The sequence below is a fragment of the Micrococcus sp. iso_239 genome, assembly GCF_056173395.1.
On sequence record NZ_CM149672.1, the window covers coordinates 2,226,165 to 2,244,526 of the forward strand.

The 18,362-nt window shown below is 73.1% G+C and carries 13 protein-coding genes; 9 read left to right on the plus strand and 4 right to left on the minus strand.

Going from position 1 to position 18,362, the window contains the following annotated elements; translation table 11 throughout:
• The first annotated feature begins 246 nt into the window (after positions 1–246).
• From paaZ to AC0VX2_RS10380, 3 genes are all read left to right on the plus strand, one after another.
• On the plus strand, positions 247–2,367 hold the full coding sequence (gene paaZ, locus AC0VX2_RS10370) for a phenylacetic acid degradation bifunctional protein PaaZ (RefSeq protein ID WP_101965947.1): 2,121 nt from the start codon (positions 247–249) through the stop codon (positions 2,365–2,367).
• Between the two features lie 138 nt (positions 2,368–2,505).
• Positions 2,506–3,438 carry a 3-hydroxyacyl-CoA dehydrogenase gene (locus AC0VX2_RS10375; protein ID WP_070708800.1) on the plus strand — a complete coding sequence of 311 codons (933 nt, stop codon included), beginning with the start codon at positions 2,506–2,508 and terminating at the stop codon, positions 3,436–3,438.
• Between the two features lie 115 nt (positions 3,439–3,553).
• Complete coding sequence (locus AC0VX2_RS10380) at positions 3,554–4,489, plus strand: hypothetical protein (RefSeq protein WP_070708799.1); 936 nt, start codon at positions 3,554–3,556, stop codon at positions 4,487–4,489.
• A gap of 6 nt (positions 4,490–4,495) precedes the next feature.
• On the opposite strand, the gene AC0VX2_RS10385 is transcribed toward AC0VX2_RS10380, so the two are convergent.
• The 3 genes from AC0VX2_RS10385 to AC0VX2_RS10395 all read right to left on the minus strand — a co-directional run bounded on the left by AC0VX2_RS10385 (position 4,496) and on the right by AC0VX2_RS10395 (position 7,043).
• The gene (locus AC0VX2_RS10385; RefSeq protein WP_070708798.1) at positions 4,496–5,107 is read right to left on the minus strand and encodes a TetR/AcrR family transcriptional regulator; all 612 of its coding nucleotides are present in this window, start codon (positions 5,105–5,107) and stop codon (positions 4,496–4,498) included.
• A 98-nt stretch (positions 5,108–5,205) separates the two neighbouring features.
• On the minus strand, positions 5,206–6,555 hold the full coding sequence (locus tag AC0VX2_RS10390; RefSeq protein ID WP_070708797.1) for a phenylacetate--CoA ligase family protein: 1,350 nt from the start codon (positions 6,553–6,555) through the stop codon (positions 5,206–5,208).
• A gap of 71 nt (positions 6,556–6,626) precedes the next feature.
• On the minus strand, positions 6,627–7,043 hold the full coding sequence (locus AC0VX2_RS10395; RefSeq protein WP_070708796.1) for a PaaI family thioesterase: 417 nt from the start codon (positions 7,041–7,043) through the stop codon (positions 6,627–6,629).
• Between the two features lie 217 nt (positions 7,044–7,260).
• Between AC0VX2_RS10395 and AC0VX2_RS10400 the strand changes: the two genes are divergently transcribed.
• Positions 7,261–10,851 (plus strand): TM0106 family RecB-like putative nuclease, encoded by a 3,591-nt coding sequence (locus tag AC0VX2_RS10400; RefSeq protein WP_070708499.1) that lies wholly within the window; start codon positions 7,261–7,263, stop codon positions 10,849–10,851.
• 1 nt (position 10,852) lies between these two features.
• On the opposite strand, the gene AC0VX2_RS10405 is transcribed toward AC0VX2_RS10400, so the two are convergent.
• A complete protein-coding gene (locus tag AC0VX2_RS10405; RefSeq protein ID WP_070708498.1) occupies positions 10,853–12,433 on the minus strand; it encodes an AMP-binding protein in 1,581 nt (526 codons plus the stop codon).
• A 141-nt stretch (positions 12,434–12,574) separates the two neighbouring features.
• Here AC0VX2_RS10405 and AC0VX2_RS10410 point away from each other — a divergent pair, with 141 nt between their 5' ends.
• The 5 genes from AC0VX2_RS10410 to AC0VX2_RS10430 all read left to right on the plus strand — a co-directional run bounded on the left by AC0VX2_RS10410 (position 12,575) and on the right by AC0VX2_RS10430 (position 18,321).
• Entirely contained in the window at positions 12,575–13,189 is a 615-nt protein-coding gene (locus AC0VX2_RS10410) for a GNAT family N-acetyltransferase (protein WP_010080080.1), read from the plus strand.
• Between the two features lie 58 nt (positions 13,190–13,247).
• Positions 13,248–14,681: an adenylosuccinate lyase gene (gene purB, locus AC0VX2_RS10415; RefSeq protein ID WP_070708497.1), complete on the plus strand. Its 1,434-nt coding sequence runs from the start codon at positions 13,248–13,250 to the stop codon at positions 14,679–14,681.
• A 31-nt stretch (positions 14,682–14,712) separates the two neighbouring features.
• Positions 14,713–15,612, plus strand: coding sequence for a trimeric intracellular cation channel family protein (locus AC0VX2_RS10420; protein ID WP_060974178.1), 900 nt, complete (start codon positions 14,713–14,715; stop codon positions 15,610–15,612).
• Positions 15,613–15,684: 72 nt separating this feature from the next.
• A complete protein-coding gene (locus AC0VX2_RS10425) occupies positions 15,685–16,698 on the plus strand; it encodes a trimeric intracellular cation channel family protein (protein ID WP_060974179.1) in 1,014 nt (337 codons plus the stop codon).
• 66 nt (positions 16,699–16,764) lie between these two features.
• Positions 16,765–18,321, plus strand: coding sequence for a DUF1846 domain-containing protein (locus AC0VX2_RS10430; protein ID WP_002858124.1), 1,557 nt, complete (start codon positions 16,765–16,767; stop codon positions 18,319–18,321).
• Positions 18,322–18,362 lie beyond the last annotated feature (41 nt).

The window sequence follows — 18,362 nt, forward strand, 5'->3', positions numbered from 1 at the left end:
CGTCGTCGTCCGCCGGGATCTGTGGACGACGCCCCGCCGAGGCCCGCAGACACGCCGCTACGTCCTGGCGGTAGCGGCGTGTCTGCGGGCCCGGGCGCCACGGCTTGCGCGGCGAAGCCCTCTCCACGACGACGGCGTCACCCGCCCGGCTCCCCCTCCCGCGTGATCCACGTCTCGGCTAGGGTGAGGAGCAATAACCGACCGATCGGTCGGGACTCGTCCGCGCCCCCGACACCAGGAGACCCCGTGACCGTCACCGCCCCCTCCCTCCCGGAGATCCTCCCCAGCTACGTCGCCGGCAGCTGGTGGACGCCGTCGCACCCGTCCAAGGTCACCGACGTGACGGACGCGAACACCGGCGCGCGCCTGACCGGCGTCTCCACCGACGGCCTCGACACGGCCGCCGCCATCGAGCACGCCCGCACCGTCGGCCAGCAGGCCCTGGGCGAGCTGACCATCCACGAGCGCGCCCTCAAGCTCAAGGAGCTCGCGCTCTACCTGAACTCCCGCGTCCAGGAGCTCTACGACGTCTCCTTCGCCACCGGCGCCACGCAGCGCGACCACGCCTTCGACGTCGACGGCGGCATCGGCACCCTCTTCACGTTCTCCGGCAAGGGCCGCCGCGAGCTGCCGAACTCCACCGTGATCATCGACGGCGACGTGGAGCCCCTCTCCCGCGACGGCTCCTTCATCGGCGAGCACATCTACCAGCGCATCCCGGGCGTGGCCGTGCAGATCAACGCCTTCAACTTCCCCGTGTGGGGCATGTTGGAGAAGTTCGCCCCGGCCTTCGTCGCGGGCGTGCCCACCGTGGTCAAGCCGGCCACCCCCACCGGCTACGTCACGCAGAAGTGCGTCGAGCTGATGCTCGAGTCCGGCGTGCTGCCCGAGGGCTCGATCCAGCTGATCTCCGGCTCCGCCCGCGACCTGCTGGACCACCTGGACTACCGCGACCACGTCGCGTTCACCGGCTCCGCCGCCACCGCGGCCACGCTGAAGAAGCACCCGAACGTGCAGGAGGGCGGCGTCCGCTTCACCACGGAGACCGACTCCCTCAACGCCGCCATCCTCGGCCCGGACGCGGACCCGGAGTCCCCCGAGTTCGAGGCGTTCGTGAAGGTCGTCTTCCAGGAGATGACGGTCAAGGCCGGCCAGAAGTGCACGGCCATCCGCCGGGTGATCGTCCCGCAGGATCGGGTCGAGGCCGTGACCGCCGCCCTCACCGAGCGCCTGGCCGCGAGGGTCGTCCTGGGCGACCCGCGCGTCGAGGGCACCACCATGGGCGCCCTGGCCTCGAAGGAGCAGCAAGGCGAGGTCCGCGGCGCGGTGCAGCGCCTGGTCGACGCCGGCGGTCAGGTCCGCCTCGGCGGCCCCGAGGGCTCGACCGGCGACGCCGACGCCGAGTCCGGCGCGTTCTTCGCCCCCACGGTGCTCACCTTCGAGGACGCGCGCACCCCCGAGGTGCACAGCGTCGAGGCGTTCGGTCCGGTCACCTCGGTGATCGGCTACACGGACGTGGCCGACGCCGTGGCCCTGGCCGCCCTGGGGTCGGGTTCGCTCGTGGCCACGGTCGCCACGAACGACGGTGAGACCGCCCGCGCGTTCGCCGCCGGGATCGGCGCCCACCACGGCCGCGTGCACGTCCTGAACCGCCAGACCGCCACGACCACCACCGGTCACGGCGCCCCCGTGCCGGTGCTGATCCACGGCGGCCCCGGCCGCGCCGGCGGCGGCGAGGAGCTCGGCGGGGTCCGCGCCGTGAAGCACTACATGCAGCGCACGGCGATCCAGGGCTCCCCGGACATGCTCACGGCCATCACCGGCGTGTGGCATCAGGGCGCCGCGGCCCACACGGTGACGCGCGAGGACGTGGAGGCCGGCACGGCCGTGCACCCGTTCTACAAGTCCCTGGCCGAGCTGACGGTGGGCGACCAGTTCGCCTCCGGCCTGCGCACCGTCACCCTGGAGGACATCACCGCCTTCGCGGAGGAGACCGGGGACAGGTTCTACGCCCACACGGACGAGGAGGCCGCCATGGCCAACCCGTTCTTCCCGCGCCGGGTGGCCCACGGCTACCTGCTGGTCTCGTGGGCCGCGGGGCTGTTCGTGGCCCCGGATCCGGGCCCGGTGCTGGCCAACTACGGCCTGGAGAACCTGCGCTTCATCACGCCGGTGACCTACGACGACGCCATCCGCGTGACCCTGACGGCCAAGCGCATCACCCCGCGCGTGAGCGACGAGTACGGCGAGGTGGCCTGGGACTGCCGGATCCACAACCAGAAGGACGAGCTCTGCGCCCAGTACGACGTGCTGACGCTCGTGGCCAAGACCTGGCCAATGGCCCCGTCCGAGACCTCCCAGGGCTGAGCCCCCCTGCTTCGACGGGCCGTCCCGTGCGCCCGCTGCGCGCCGGGCGGCCCGTCGTCGTCCCCGGGAACAAGGAGCGTGCCCGGGGCGTTCACCTGTACGTCCCATTCGGACCGCGAGAGAAGAAGGTCGACACACATGTCCGAGTTCACCCGTTTCGAGCAGGTCGCCGTGCTGGGCACCGGCGTGCTGGGTTCGCAGATCATCATGCAGGCGGCGTACCACGGCAAGAAGGTGATGGCCTACGACGCCGTCCCCGCCGCCCTCGAGGGGATCGAGCGCCGCTGGGCGTGGATCCGCCAGGGCTACGAAGCAGACCTCGGGGAGGGCTACGACCCGCAGCGCTTCGACGAGGCCATCGCCCGCATCACGCCGACCTCGGACCTCGGCGAGGCCCTGGCGGATGCGGACATCGTGGTCGAGGCCGTCCCGGAGAACCTGGAGCTCAAGCGCAAGGTGTGGGCCCAGGTGGGCGAGCTCGCCCCCGCCACGACCCTGTTCGCCACGAACACCTCCTCCCTGCTGCCCTCGGACTTCGCCGACGCCAGCGGCCATCCGGAGCGCTTCCTGGCCCTGCACTACGCCAACCGCATCTGGGCGCAGAACACCGCCGAGGTCATGGGCACCGCCGCGACCTCGCCGGAGGCCGTCGCGGGAGCCCTGCAGTTCGCCGAGGAGACCGGCATGGTCCCCGTGCACGTGCGCAAGGAGATCCCGGGCTACTTCCTCAACTCCCTGCTCATCCCGTGGCTGCAGGCCGGCTCCAAGCTGTACATGCACGGAGTGGGCAACCCGGCGGACATCGACCGCACGTGGCGCGTGGCCACCGGCAACGAGCGCGGCCCGTTCCAGACCTATGACATCGTGGGCTTCCACGTGGCCGCCAACGTCTCCCGCAACACGGGCGTCGACTGGCAGCTCGGCTTCGCTGAGCTGCTCGAGAAGAGCATCGCCGAGGGCCACAGCGGCGTGGCCGACGGCCAGGGGTTCTACCGCTACGGGCCGGACGGGGAGAACCTCGGCCCGGTGGAGGACTGGAACCTGGGCGACAAGGACACCCCGCTCGGCTGACCTCCTCCGCTGACGGATCAGGGGCCGTCCGGTGCGCACCACGCATCGGGCGGCCCCGTTGCGTGCCCCCGCCGCTTCCTTGTGGCATCCGTCACAGCGCACGTAGAGTCGGGCCATGACGACCTCCCGACTCCCCCTGTTCGGCGCCCTCGCCGTGGGCGCACTCGCCCTCACCGGGTGCGCGGGCGGCGGCGGCGCGGAGCCCTCCTCCCCCGCCCCGTCGTCGGTGTCGTCCACGACGACGGCGGCCTCGTCCGCGTCCACGTCACCCGCGGCCAGCAGCTCCACGGAGAGCACGGGCGCGGCGGAGAGCACGGCCAGCGCCTCCGCCTCCAGCAGCCTGTCCCTCGAGATGCCCCCCGCGCTGGACGGGCAGCGGACCCTGGCGGTGCAGGCCGCCGTGCAGCGGGCCGCGGGGCCGGGGTCCGAGGTGGGGCTGAGCGCCGCCTCGCCGCTGGAGCGGCAGACGGAGCTGCGCCAGCGGGCCGACGGACTGGAGCAGGCGGTCGACGCCGGCGCGAGCCCGGCGCCCACCCGCAGCGCGGAACAGCAGGCCTGCCTGGACGCCACCCGCTCCGCCCTGGAGCGGGACGCCGAGGCCGGGGCGGCGGACCTGGGGCTCACGGCCCAGCCGGAGACGGCCGCCACCACCGGCGGCGGGCCCACCACGACGCCGGCGCCCTCCTTCACGGCGTCCCCCGACGCCGAGGTCACTCCGCTCGGCGTGCGCGTCACCGTGTACCCCACGGAGGAGGCCGCCCGCGCCGCCCTGGAGGACGCCCGGGCGGCGGCGCAGGCCTGCACCGGGGTGGACCTGGCCGGGCTCGGCGTGGAGAGCGTGACGCGGACCGAGCACGAGGGCGGCACCGGGTACACGGCGATCCCGGCCCCCGGGGGGTCCGTCTACGCCCACCTCACGGCCGTGCAGGACGGCGACCGGACCGTGGCCGTGGCCCAGGCCGACGCGGACGGCGGGGTGCCCGCGGACGCCGAGGACCGTGCGGCCTCGATCGTGGCCGACGTGCTCGCCGCGCTCGACGGCGAGGGCTGAGGGCCCTCAGCCCCGCAGACCCCCGAGCACCACGCCCGTGACGGCGTCGATCATCTGGCCCGGTCCCTGCTGGCCGGGGGCGCCGCGATCCGGCCGGTACCAGTCGACGATCGAGTTGATCATGCCGAGCGCCAGGCGGGCGAGGTTGCGCGGGCTCACGTCGGAGCGCACCGCCCCCGCGGCCTGGGCTGCCTCGAGCAGGTCGCCCAGACGCCGGGTGATCTCGCGCCGGCGTTCGACGGCGGCCACCTCGACCGCCGAGTTCCCGCGCAGGCGCAGCAGCAGGGTCACCTCGGGCTGCTTCTCCGCCAGCACCCCGAGCGTGCCGCGGATGGCCGCCTCGACCTGCGCGCCGGCGTCGTCCCCGCTGGCCACCACATCGTCCAGGCACGCCTCGAGGGCGTCGAGCGCCTCCGTCACCGCGTGGTCGAGGATCGCCTCCTTGGACTCCACGTGGTGGTAGATCGCGGACTTGGAGATGCCCAGGTGGGTGGCGAGCATGCCCATGGACGTCGCCTCGTAGCCGTGCCGGTTGAAAAGCTCGACGCACTCGGCCAGCAGCGTCTGCCGGTCATAGCCGGGCCGGCCGCGGCGCGGGGTGGGGCTGCTCTGGGGCACGGGGCTCCTTCGGGGGCGGGCGGACGCCGACGACGACGACGGTGCACCGGTCCACTCTACCGGGCACGCCGGCGTCGGGTTCGGCCGCGGGGACGGGATCAGGCCTGGTCGCGCAGGTCGTAGATGCGCTTGAGCTTGCCGGAGGAGCGGGCGAGGGTCTCCGGCTCCACCACGTTGATCACGCACGAGGAGCCGATCTTCGTCTTGATCTCCATGCGCAGGTGCGCGGCGCAGGCCTGGGCCTCCTCGAGGGTCGCATGATCGCGGCGCTCGATGTTCACGGCCATCTGGTCCATGCGGTCCGGGCGGGTGATCTCGAGGGTGAAGTGCGGCGACAGGGCCGGCTCCTTGAGGGCCAGCTCCTCGATCTGCGACGGGAACAGGTTCACACCGCGCAGGATGATCATGTCGTCCGAGCGGCCGGTGATGCGGCCCATGCGGCGGTGGCCCGGGTGCGTGGTGCCCGGCAGCAGGCGGGTGAGGTCGTGGGTGCGGTACCGGATGATCGGCAGCGCCTGCTTGGTGAGCGAGGTGAAGACGAGCTCGCCGTGGCGGCCGGTCTCGAGGACCTCGTCCGTGAGCGGGTCGATGATCTCGGGGCGGAAGTGGTCCTCCCAGATGTGGGAGCCGTCCTTGGTGGCCGCGGACTCGCCGGCCACGCCCGGGCCCATGACCTCGGAGAGGCCGTAGATGTCCAGGGCGTCGAGGTCGAAGGTCTGCTCGATCTCGCGGCGCATCTCCTCGGTCCACGGCTCGGCGCCGAGGATCGCGACCTCGAGGGAGGACTCGCGGGGGTCCAGGCCGAGCTTCTTGAAGCCGTCCGCAATGGTCAGCAGGTAGGTGGGCGTGGAGAGGATGGCGCGCGGCTGGAAGTCGGTGATCAGCTGCACCTGCTTCTCCGTCTGCCCGCCGGACATCGGGATCACGGCCGCCCCGATGCGCTCGGCGCCGTAGTGGGCGCCGAGGCCGCCGGTGAACAGGCCGTAGCCGTACGCGTTGTGCACGCGGTCACCGGGGCGGATGCCGCCGGCGCGGAAGCAGCGGGCGACGAGGGTGGCCCACGTGGCCAGGTCGTCGTCGGTATAGCCGACCACGGTGGGCTGGCCGGTGGTGCCGGAGGAGGCGTGGATGCGACGCAGCTCGGGGCCCGTGGCGGCGAAGGCGCCGAACGGGTAGCTCTTCCGCAGGAACTCCTTGTCCGTGTACGGGAACTTGGCGAGGTCCCCGAGCTCCGTGAAGTCCGAGGGGTGGACGCCGTGCGCGTCGAAGTGCTCCCGATACGCGGGCACGTTCTCGTAGGCGTGGTGCAGGGTCCAGCGGAGGCGTTCGAACTGGAGCGCCTCGATCTGGTCCCGGCTCATCGTCTCCTCGGGGTCCGGGGCCCCGCGGTCGGCGGGGGCGGGCAGGGGTGCCGGCGTGTACGGGTTGGGGATCGAGGCCTCGAGCATGGCGTTCTCCTGGGGATGCGGGGTCGGGCGGCGGTCGACGACGGCGGCGCACCGGCGGGTGCGTCCGCCGGTCAGCGTCCGGGGGCGGGGATGGTGCGGGAGCGGCCGCGGAAGGCGGCCACCGGGGTGCCGTCGTCGGTGGTGACGGTGATGTCATAGACGGCCGAGCGGCCGGCGGCGGCGACCAGGCGGCCCTCCGCGACGAGGGTCTGCCCGGCGCGGGTGGCCGCGAGGAAGTTGACGTCCACGCCGGAGGCCACGGTGAGGGTGGAGCCGTCCGAGGCGGGGTCGTTGCAGGACAGCGCGAAGCATGTGTCCGCGAACGCGAAGACGGCGCCGCCGTGGGCCAGGCCGAAGCCGTTGTGCTGGTCCTCGGTGAGCGTCATCCGGATGCGCGCGTGGTCCTTCTCGGCGGCCTCGAGGGTGACGCCGAGCCACCGTGCCACGCGGTCCTCCGCGAGCATGGGGTGGTGGGCGGTCTCGGTCATGGGCGGGCCTCCCTGCCGGCACGGGCGCGCCGGCGCGGCGGCGCAGAGAATTACTGAACGATCATTAGGTAACTCTCTGGATGTGACCCACGTCAAGTCCGGTCCGGTGTGTGACGCGCGCCGCCCCCCGCCGTCATGCCGTGGGAGCGGGGCACACCGGGGGACCTGTGCGCGGCCCCCGCCTATCGTGTCCGCGGCGCCTGTCTAGGGTGACCGCATGGTGACCTTCGCGCCGGACCGCGCCTCCTTCATGCTCAGCCCCTCGGACATCACCGCCGCCGCCACGTGTACCTATGGGTGGCTGCGCGGGACGGTGGACCCCGCGCTCGGACGTGCCCCGCGGATCGGCGCGGAGGACGCGTTCCTCGAGCGGGTCTCCCGCCTCGGGGACGAGCACGAGTCTCGCGTGCTCGCGCGCCTCGAGGCGGAGCACGGCGCGGACCAGGTGGTCCGGCTCGCCCGCCCGGAGCGCTACACGCCCGAGGGTGTGCGGGCCGCCCGCGAGCGCACCGCGGCGGCGTTGGCCGCGCGCCCCGCCGTCGTGTTCCAGGGGATGCTGCACGACGGCGCGTTCGGCGGCCTGGCCGACTTCCTCGTGCTCCGCACGGACGAGGAGCACCCCGAGGGCGCGTACGAGGTGGTGGACACGAAGCTGGCCCGGCATGCGCGCGTGACGGCGCTGCTGCAGATCGCCGCGTACGCAGACCTGCTGGACGGCATGGACGTGCCGCGGGCGCGGCAGGGCAGCCTGTGGCTCGGGGACGGTTCCCGGCACGTCGCGGACCTGGACGAGGTGATCCCGGTGTACCGGCACCAGCGCGCCCGGCTGGAGGCGCTGCTGCAGGATCACGTGGCCGCCGGGGAGCCCACTCGCTGGGGCGACGACCGCCTGAGCGTCTGCGGCGCATGCGAGGCGTGCGAGGAGGCCGTCGCCGAGCACCGGGACGTGCTGCTCACGGCGGGGGCCACGCGGTTGCAGCGCACCCGGCTGCGCGAGGCCGGCATCACGACCATCGAGCAGCTCGCGGTGTCCGTCGCACCGCCGGAGGGCATGGCCCGCCGCACGTGGGAGGCGCTGCGGGAACAGGCGGCGATCCAGCTGGAGCCGGCCGGGGCGGACGGGCTGCCGCCGCATCGGATCGTGGACCCGCGCGCCGTGGCGGGGCTGCCCGCGCCGGACGCCGGAGACGTCTTCTTCGACTTCGAGGGGGACCCGCTGTGGGTCTCCGCGGACGGGAGCATGGAGGGCCTCGAGTACCTGTGGGGCTGGGTCGAGGCGCCGGGTGGGGACACCGCGCGCACCGCCTCGGCCGACTTCCGGTTCACGGGTCTGTGGGCGGACACCCGTGCCGCCGAGCGGGCGGCGCTCGAGCAGTTCGTGGCGTTCGTGGAGGCGCGACGCGCGGCCCACCCGGGGATGCGGATCTACCACTACGCCGCGTACGAGGTCACCGCGCTGAAACGCCTGACCGTGCGCCACGGTGTGGGCGAGCGCGAGCTGGACGACTGGCTGCGCGCGGGGCTGTTCGTGGACCTCTACTCCACGGTCCGCGCCGCCCTGCGGGCCGGTGTGCCGAGCTACTCCATCAAGAAGCTGGAGCCCCTCTACATGGGGGCGGAGCACCGGGCGGAGGACGGCGTCACGACGGCGGCGGACAGCGTCACCGAGTACCACCGGTACGTCGCCGCGATGGAGGCCGGGGACACCGAGGTCGCGAGGGCGATCCGCGCCGACATCGAGGACTACAACCGGTACGACTGCGTCTCCACGGCGCGGCTGCGGGACTGGCTGCGGGCGCAGGTCGAGCCCGAGGAGGCCGCCGTCGCGGAGCGTCCCGTCGACGACGCCGCGACCGGGAACGAGCCGCTGGTCGAGGCCGCGCCGTCGGTCCAAGAGCAGGACGCGGCCCTCGCCGCCTCGCTGCAGGCGCTGGCGGGCGCCGAGAGGGACGAGGCGGGTGGGACGGGGGCCCCGGAGGCGGAGCTCGACGGCGGGCGGCGCGGTATCGCCCTGCTGGCCGCGGGGCTGGGCTACTTCGCCAGGGAGAACAAGCCGCTGTGGTGGGCTATGTTCGATCGGGCCGTGTCCGCCCCGGACGAGTGGCAGGAGCCGCGCGCGAACCTGGTGTTCGACACCGTCGAGTCGGTGGGTGCGTGGGAACGGCCCACCCCGCGGAGCAACCCCGCCCGGACGCTGACCGTGACCGGGCGCCTCGAGCCGGGCACCGAGGTCCGGCCGCGTCGGAACAGCCAGGAGAGGTTCAAGCTCAACGCCCTGTACGAGCAGCCGCCGCGCTGGGCGGAGCTGGCCCCCAACGCCGTCCGCTGGCAGAGCCGATCGCCCGTGGACGTGACCGAGGTGGAGGAGATCGCACCGGGCCGGTTCCGCGTCAGCCTGCTGCAGCGCCTCAGCACCAAGTACGAGCCGGAACCGCACGCGGAGGTGCCCATGGCGGTCTTCCACCTCAACTACGTCCGGCCCGGTGGCCTCCTCGAACGCATCCGGGAGCAGGCCGCCGAGGCCGCCCGCCGCGGCCGACTGCCGGACGGAGCGGTGTTCGACATCCTGGCGCGCCGTGCCCCGCGCACCGCGGGCCGGACCCTCGCCGCGATCGGGGCGGACGTACGAGACGGCCGGCGGGACGGCGTCGGGGGCCTGGTCGAGGCGGTCGAGTCCGCACGCGGCTCCTACGTGGCCGTGCAGGGCCCTCCCGGCACCGGCAAGACGTACGTGGGCAGCCGCGCGGTGAAGGAGCTCCTGGACCGGGGCTGGACGGTCGGCGTCACCGCCCAGTCCCACGCGGTGGTGGAGAACTTCCTCGACCAGCTGATCGGCGTCGGCGTGGACCCCGACCGCGTGGGCAAGGAGCCCAAGGACCCGGACGGACCGCACCGCTGGACGTCCCTGGGCTCATCGGAGGTCCATGCCTTCCTGGCACCGGGCCGGGTCCTGGGCGGCACCGCGTGGACCTTCGCGAACGCCGCGGCCCAGCCGGTCGACCTCCTGGTGGTGGACGAGGCAGGGCAGCTCTCCCTCGCGCACCTCCTGGGCGCGAGCGCCCTGGCCGAGACGGTGCTGCTGCTGGGTGACCCGCAGCAGCTCCCCCAGGTCAGCAGGGGCGAGCACCCCCAGCCCATCGGCGACGCGGCCCTGACCTGGATCGCGGAGGGCGCCCCCGTGCTCCGCGCCGAGCGCGGCTTCTTCCTGGACACCTCGTGGCGCATGCACTCGGCGCTCACCCGCGCGGTCTCCGAGCTCTCCTACGCCGGCCGGCTCGGCGCACGGGAGGAGGTCACGGACGCCCGCCGCCTCGACGGCGTGGAGCCCGGGCTGCACCCGTGGCCGGTCTCCCACACGGGCAACGCGGTGTCCTCGCCGGAGGAGGCCGCGGCCGTCGTCGAGATCATCCGGTCACTGCTCGGCCGCACCTGGTCCACCGGCCCGGACGACCCCGGCCGACCGCTCGAGCCGTCCGACGTGATCGTGGTGGCCCCGTACAACGCGCAGGTCGCCACGGTCCGGGAGACGCTCGACGCCGCCGGTCTCGAGGGCACCACCGTCGGCACCGTGGACAAGTTCCAGGGCCGGGAGGCCGCCGTCGCGATCCTGACGATGGCGGCGTCCTCACCGCAGGAGGTGCCGCGCGGGCTGGACTTCCTCCTGAACCGGAACCGGCTCAACGTGTCGATCTCGCGCGGACAGTGGGCCGCCTACCTCGTCCACTCCCCCGCCCTCGCGGACGCGCTGCCCACCAGCCCCGAGGACCTGCCGATGATCGGCGCGTTCCTGCGGCTCGTGCACCGCTGACTCAGTCGGCGGCACCCTGGCGCAGCACGAACCGCTGCAGCTTGCCGGAGGGGGTCTTGGGCAGCCGGTCCACGAAGTGCACCCGGCGCGGGTAGGCGTGCTTGGAGTACTCGTCGCGGACCTTCGCCTGCAGCTCGGCCGCCAGGGCGTCCGGGTCCGCGACGGCCCCGGCGGGCACCACGAACGCCACGACCTCCTCGCCGCGCACCCCCTCCGGGTCCGGCAGGCCGACGACGGCGACCTCCTGCACCCGCGGGTGGTCGATGAGCACGGACTCCACGTCGAACGGGCCGATCCGGTACCCGGCGGCGAGGATCACGTCGTCGTCCCGGGAGGAGAAGAAGAACCAGCCGTCGTCGTCCTGCCGGGCGGTGTCCCCGGTCAGGTACCAGCGCCCGTCCGGGGTGAAGCGCTCCGCGGTCTTCTCCGGCTCCCCGAGGTAGCCGGGGAACCAGAACAGGGGCGAGGCCGCGTCGATCGCGATCTGCCCGTCCCGGATCTCGGCGGCGATCCCCGGCAGGGGCACACCCATCGAACCCGGGCGGGGCGGCGCGGCCAGCTCGGGGTGCGCAGGGGTGCAGATGACCATGCCCAGCTCGGTCTGGCCGTAGTGGTCGCGGATCTCCGTGCCGAGGGCCGCCCGGCCCCACTCGAGCACGGACGGCGGCAGCGGCTCCCCCGCCGTGGACACGCGCCGCAGCCGCAGCGGGGCGTCCTCGGTGACCTCCCCGGCCTTGGCCAGCGCGCGGAACATCGTGGGGGCGCCGGCGAGGTTCGTGACGTCCTGCGAGCTGATCACCTCGACCATGGTCGCCGGGGAGAAGGCGCCGCGGTACTGCACCGAGGTCGCCCCGAGCACCAGCGTGCCGACGATCCCGTAGTACAGCCCGTACGCCCAGCCGTGGTCGGCCGCGTTCCAGAACAGGTCCTCGGGGCGCAGGTCCACCGCGCACGTGAGGTAGACGGCGAACGCGGCGGCCGCGCGCAGCGGCACAGGCACCCCCTTGGGGCGGCCGGTGGTGCCGGAGGTGAACAGCAGGGCGATCGGCCCGTCCCCGCCGACGGCGACGTCCTCGGCCAGCGGCGCGGAGTCCGCGAGCGCGTCCCACTCCGGGCCGGTGCGGATGATCTCGATGCCCGGGATGTCCGTGAGCTTCTCGGCCTGGCGGGGTTCGGCGACGACAAGCCGCGCCGCCGCGCCCTCGATGCGCATCCGGGCGGCGCCCGCGGCGAACGCGGTGAACAGCGGCACGTGCACGGCGCCGAGCCGCCACAGGGCCAGCAGCGTGATGACGAGCTCCTCCCGTTTGGACATCATCACGGGGACCCGGTCGCCGCGCGTGACGCCGCGGGCGGCGAGGCCGGTGGCGAGGCGACGCGAGCGGTCGGCCAGCTCGCCGAAGGTGAGGTCGACGGCGGACATGTCCTCCGCCACGAACCGGAACGCCACCGCGTCGGCCGGCCAGCGGTCGCAGAGCAGGTGGGCGGCGCAGGCGTCCGGGGTCTCGACGTCGGCGACCCACCCGGCCATCAGCCGGTCGATCGTCCCGGCCTCGTGGGCCTGCCCGGTCCGTTCCGTCATCTCGGTCTCCTCATCCCTCTCGGCATGCCGACGCCGGGCGACGGCGACGTCAGCCACGGTAGGTCCACCGCGCCCCGGGCCACCGGGCGCGTCCGCATGTTGCACTCGCCACCCCGTCGCGGCTGAGGGCAGGATGGCGCCATGACTGATCTCGATCCCGCCACCCCTCGCCCCTCAGGGACGCGCGCGGACGCCCCGCCCCGGACCGACGTCGCGCTGCGCCCGGTGGCCGCCGACGACGCCGACTTCCTGTGGACCTGGATCCACGGCGCCGAGGACCCCGAGTGGAAGTCGTGGGACGCCCCCTACTTCCACGCCGCGGACACGGCCGCCCCGCCGAGCCGCGCGGACTTCGACGCCGACCACGCGCGCCGGCGCGTCGGCGACCCTGACGTCCGGGTCGTCACGGTGGACGGCACCCCCGTCGGTCTCGTGACCCGCACGGAGCAGCATCCGGCGGGCGCGGGCTGGTGGGAGCTCGGCATCCTGTTGTTCGACCCGACCACGTGGGGCCGCGGCGTCGGGCGGGCGGCGCTCACGCTGTGGTCGGACGCGTCGTTCGCGGAGACGGACGCGCACCTGCTGAGCCTGGTCACGTGGTCCGGCAACGCGCGGATGATCGCGTCGGCGGTCCGCGTCGGGTACACCGAGGTCGCCCGCATCCCCGAGGCGCGCTCCTGGGAGGGCCGGCGATGGGACTCGGTGCAACTCGCGGTGCTGCGGCGAGACTGGTGGCCGGCGTCGACGGACGGCTGAGGACGGACCCGGCCCTCGCCTTCGTCGGGCGTCCGCGGCGCCTGCCAGAATGGGGGCCATGACCTCACAGCCCGCGTCCACCGCCCACCGCCGTTCCCTCGCCGAGGCCGGCATCGCCCTCGGCCCCCTGGACGGCCGCTACCGTGCGGCGGTGGAGCCGCTTGTGGAGCACCTGTCCGAGGCGGCGCTGAACCGCAACCGCATCCACGTGGAGGTCGAGTGGTTCATCCACCTGGCCGAGCACCGTGTGCTGCCGGGTCTCGAGCCGCTCACGGCCGAGCAGCAGGCGGGCCTGCGGGCGATCGTCACGGACTTCGACGCGGAGTCCGTGGCCGAGCTGGCGGCCACCGAGAAGGTCACGGTGCACGACGTGAAGGCCGTCGAGTACTTCATCGCCGACCGCCTCGAGGGGCTGGGTCTGGGCCGGCTGAAGCCGCTCGTGCACTTCGCGTGCACCTCCGAGGACATCAACAACCTCGCCTACGCGGTGGGCGTGCGCGACGCCGTCGAGCAGGTCTGGCTGCCGGCCGCCCGCGCCGCCGTGGCCACCGTCTCCGCGATGGCCGCCGAGGCCGCCGAGACCCCCATGCTCTCCCGCACGCACGGCCAGCCGGCCACGCCCACCACGCTGGGCAAGGAGATGGCCGTGTTCGTGCACCGTCTGACCCGCCAGACCCGGCGCATCGCCGGCCAGGAGTACCTGGGCAAGATCAACGGCGCCACCGGCACCTACGCCGCCCACCTCGCCGCCGCCCCGGACGCGGACTGGCCGGCCCTGTCCCGGTCCTTCGTGGAGCACCTCGGCCTCACCTGGAACCCGCTGACCACCCAGATCGAGTCCCACGACTGGCAGGCGGAGCTGTACGCCGACGTCGCGCGCTTCAACCGGATCCTCCACGGCTTCTGCGTGGACGTGTGGAGCTACATCTCCATCGGCTACTTCGCGCAGATCCCCGTGGCCGGTGCGACCGGCTCCTCCACCATGCCGCACAAGGTGAACCCGATCCGCTTCGAGAACGCCGAGGCCAACCTCGAGCTCTCCTGCGCCCTGCTCGACTCGCTGGGCGCCACCCTCGTGGAGTCCCGTTGGCAGCGCGACCTCACGGACTCGACGTCGCAGCGCAACATCGGCGTGGCCCTCGGCCACTCGGTGCTCGCCCTGACCAACGTCACCAAGGGCATGGGCCAGCTCCAGGTCGCCGCGCCCGTACTGGCGGAGGACCTCGACACGAACTGGGAGGTGCTCGGCGAGGCCGTCCAGACCGTGATGCGTGCCGAGGCGATCGCCGGCGTCGAGGGCATGGACAACCCCTACGAGCGCCTCAAGGAGCTGACCCGCGGCCACCGCGTGGACGGGGCGCGCATGCGCGAGTTCGTGCAGGGCCTCGGCCTGTCGGAGGCGGCCCAGGCGCGCCTGCTGGAGCTGACCCCGGCCGGGTACACCGGCGTGGCGGCGGAGCTGGCCAAGGAGTTCGGCCCCGCGCAGGACTGACCCGGGCCGCCTGACGGGGGACGATGGGCGGGTGCTGCTTCCACTTCTCCCCGTGTGGCTGCTGTCCGCCGCCCCCAAGGACCCCGCCGAACTCGAACGGGACGTGCCCGAGCCGATCGACGCGCACGGCGAGCTCGCCGACGCGATCACCGCGGCGATCACCGCCGTGGATCTCGTGGGCGTGTTCTTCTTCGCGATCTCGGGCGCGGTGCTCGCCGTGCGCAAGGGCTACGACATCGTCGGCTCCCTGCTGCTGGCCCTCATGGTGGGCACGGGCGGCGGCGTCGTCCGTGACCTCGTGGTCGGACGGGACGTGCCCGCGGCCTTCGACAACCCCTGGTACCTGATCCTGCCGGCGGTCGCGTCGCTGGCGGTGTTCCTCCGGATCTTCGACGGCGAGCGCGGCCACCACGCCGTCATGGCCTTCGACGCCATCGGCCTGGCCGTGTACTGCGTGGTGGGCACGCGCATCGCCCTGCTCGCCGGCCTGAGCCCGGTCGCCGCCGCAGTGCTGGGCCTGGTGACCGCCGTCGGCGGCGGCATCCTGCGCGACGTCGTCGCCGGGGAACCGCCCGCCGTGTTCGGCGGGCGCGGCTGGTACGCGCTGCCGGCCATCCTCGGCGCGGGCACGACGGCGGCCCTCGGTCAGGCGGAGCTCCTGAACCCGCTGACCTCGGCGGCGGTGATGGTGCTCGTGCTGGTGCTGCGCGTGGTGTCGCTGCGCAGGGAGTGGCTCGCCCCGGGGGCCGAGATCTCGGGGGTGACCCAGCGCCAGCGCCTGGATCCGCACGACGAGCCGCCCGTGCCGGACATCCGCGACCGCAAGGGCAGGGACGGGCCGCCCGCCGACCCCGGTGAGGACGGCCCCCCGGCGAACGAGGAGACGCCCGGAACCGACGAAGACGTCACACCTCCGGGGACACCCGGGTGAACAAACGAGCCACCGCGCGGGCCGCCCGGGACAATGGCCGGTGACCCCCCGGACCCGACGGAAGGAGCCGCCGTGGACGTGCAGCAGTTCTTCGCCACCCTCACCGACGTCCCGTGGCTGCTCACGACCCTGGACCTGATCGGGATCTTCTTCTTCGCCACCTCGGGGGCGCTGCTGGCGGCGCGCAAGCAGTTCGACCTGGTGGGCTCGATGGCGCTGTCCCTGCTGGCGGGCCTGGGCGGCGGCTTCACGCGGGACATCCTGCTGGACCGCGGCCTGCCCGCGTCCCTGGAGAACCCGGTCTACCTGGCCCCGCCCGTGCTGGTGTCCCTGCTCGTGTACGTCAAGGTGATCCACCCGAACCGGCTGAACCTGACCATCACCCTGTTCGACGCCGCCGGTCTCGCCCTGTTCACGGTGTCCGGTGTGCTGCTGGCGCACTCGATGGGCGTGCACCCGGTGTCCACGGTGGTGATCGCGATGGTCACGGCGCTGGGCGGCGGCGTGCTGCGGGACATCGTCGCCAACGAGGTGCCCTCCATCTTCGACCCCCGCGGCGTCTACGTGCTCCCCACGTTCCTGGGCGCGGTGCTGGCGACCGTGGTGGCGATGAACGGCGCGCTCAACGCGTTCACGGGCTTCCTCATCGCGTTCCTGATCTTCGCGGTGCGGATGATCGCCTACCGCTACCAGTGGCGGTTCTTCGGCGCGGAGATCTCCCAGGACAAGGAGTCCCTCGAACGTCTGCGGCGCCTGGCCACGCAGGCGCAGGAGGCGGCCGCGCGCCGGGTGGAGCGCACCCTCGAGCGCCGGCTGCGCCCCCCCGGCGCCCCCGCCTTCCCCGACGACGACGCGGACGGGTCCTACGGACCGCGGCAGGAGTACGAGGACCAGGTGCGGGTGGACGACTACGACCCGCAGACCCAGACGATCACCGTCGTCGACCCCGCCTCACACCAGCAGGTGCGCCTGGACCGCGGCACCGGCGTCATGGACGTCACCGACCTGCGCACCGGGCGCACGCGCAGCTTCGACGACCCCGAGCACGACTGGATCGCGGACGACCCGGAGGACCCGAGGGACTGAGGGATGCGGGGGCCCGACGCCGGGCCGGGGCCACGCGCCCCGCGGACAGGTCTATGCTGAGAGTCCATGACCGGCACGCATGAGACCGCCCGCCCCGCCAGCACCACCACGGAGGCCGCGGCCTCCGGCCCCCTCCACCGCGTCGGGTTCGACCGCGCGAAGTACATCGAACTCCAGTCCCAGCACATCCAGGAACGCCGCCGCCAGATCGGCGGGAAGCTGTACCTGGAGATGGGCGGCAAGCTCTTCGACGACCTGCACGCCTCCCGCGTCCTGCCCGGCTTCACCCCGGACAACAAGATCGCGATGCTCGACCGCATCAAGGACGAGACCGAGATCCTGGTGTGCTTCAACGCCAAGGACCTCGAGCGGAACAAGGTCCGCGCGGACCTGGGCATCACGTACGAGGACGACGTCCTGCGCCTCGTGGACGTGTTCCGGGAGCGCGGGTTCCTGGTGGAGCACGTGGTGGTCACGCAGCTGGAGGACGCCAACCACCGCGCGCTGGCGTTCCTCGAGAAGCTCGAGCGGCTCGGCCTGAAGGTGGCCCGCCACCGCGTGATCCCCGGCTACCCCCACGCCATGTCCACGATCGTCTCGGAGCAGGGCTTCGGCGCCAACGAGTGGTCCGAGACCACGCGGGACCTCGTCGTCGTGACGGCCCCCGGCCCGGGCTCCGGCAAGCTGGCGACGTGCCTGAGCCAGGTGTACAACGATCGGCAGCGGGGCATCCCGGCCGGCTACGCGAAGTTCGAGACGTTCCCCATCTGGAACCTGCCGCTCGAGCACCCGGTGAACGCCGCCTACGAGGCCGCCACCGTGGACCTGGACGACATCAACCTGATCGACCCGTTCCACCTGGCCGAGTACGGCGAGCGGGTGACGAGCTACAACCGCGACGTCGAGGTGTTCCCGCTGCTGTCCGCGCTGCTGGAGAAGGTCACGGGCACCACCCCGTACAAGTCCCCCACGGACATGGGCGTGAACATGGCCGGCGCGGCGATCGTGGACGACGAGGTGTGCCAGGAGGCCGCGAAGCAGGAGATCATCCGGCGCTACTACAAGGCTCAGGTCAACGAGGCCCTGGAGGGCGCGGACGACACCGAGTCCGAGCGCGTGGCCCTGGTGATGTCCAAGCTGGGTCTGAGCTCGGAGGACCGCCCGGTGGTGGGTGCCGCACAGTTGGTGGCCGAGCGCACCGGTGAGCCCGGCGCGGCCGTGCAGCTGGCGGACGGCACCCTGGTGACCGGCAAGACCTCGGAGCTGCTGGGCTGCTCCGCCGCGGTGCTGCTTAACGCCCTCAAGGTGCTGGCCGGCATCGAGGACGACGTGCACCTGCTCTCCCCCGCCTCGATCGAGCCGATCCAGACGCTCAAGACCGTGCACCTGGGCTCCAAGAACCCGCGGCTGCACACGGACGAGGTGCTGATCGCGCTGTCCGTGTCCGCGGCGACCGACGAGAACGCGAAGGCGGCCGTCGAGCAGCTGGCGAGCCTCGAGGGCTGCGACGTGCACACGACGACGATCCTCGGCTCCGTGGACGAGGGCATCTTCCGGTCCCTGGGGATGCTCGTGACGAGCGAGCCGAAGTTCCAGAAGAAGGGGCTCTACCGGAAGCGGTGACGGTGGGCCCGGATCTCGAACGCCTCCGTTTGAGATCCGGG

Coding starts and splice junctions, on each gene's coding strand:
- AC0VX2_RS10375 (WP_070708800.1), top strand. CDS start 2,506: ATGTCCGAGTTCACCCGTTTCGAGCAGGTCGCCGTGCTGGGCACCGGC.
- AC0VX2_RS10380 (WP_070708799.1), top strand. CDS start 3,554: ATGACGACCTCCCGACTCCCCCTGTTCGGCGCCCTCGCCGTGGGCGCA.
- AC0VX2_RS10395 (WP_070708796.1), bottom strand. CDS start 7,043: ATGACCGAGACCGCCCACCACCCCATGCTCGCGGAGGACCGCGTGGCA.
- purB (WP_070708497.1), top strand. CDS start 13,248: ATGACCTCACAGCCCGCGTCCACCGCCCACCGCCGTTCCCTCGCCGAG.
- AC0VX2_RS10405 (WP_070708498.1), bottom strand. CDS start 12,433: ATGACGGAACGGACCGGGCAGGCCCACGAGGCCGGGACGATCGACCGG.
- AC0VX2_RS10430 (WP_002858124.1), top strand. CDS start 16,765: ATGACCGGCACGCATGAGACCGCCCGCCCCGCCAGCACCACCACGGAG.
- AC0VX2_RS10410 (WP_010080080.1), top strand. CDS start 12,575: ATGACTGATCTCGATCCCGCCACCCCTCGCCCCTCAGGGACGCGCGCG.
- AC0VX2_RS10400 (WP_070708499.1), top strand. CDS start 7,261: ATGGTGACCTTCGCGCCGGACCGCGCCTCCTTCATGCTCAGCCCCTCG.
- AC0VX2_RS10390 (WP_070708797.1), bottom strand. CDS start 6,555: ATGCTCGAGGCCTCGATCCCCAACCCGTACACGCCGGCACCCCTGCCC.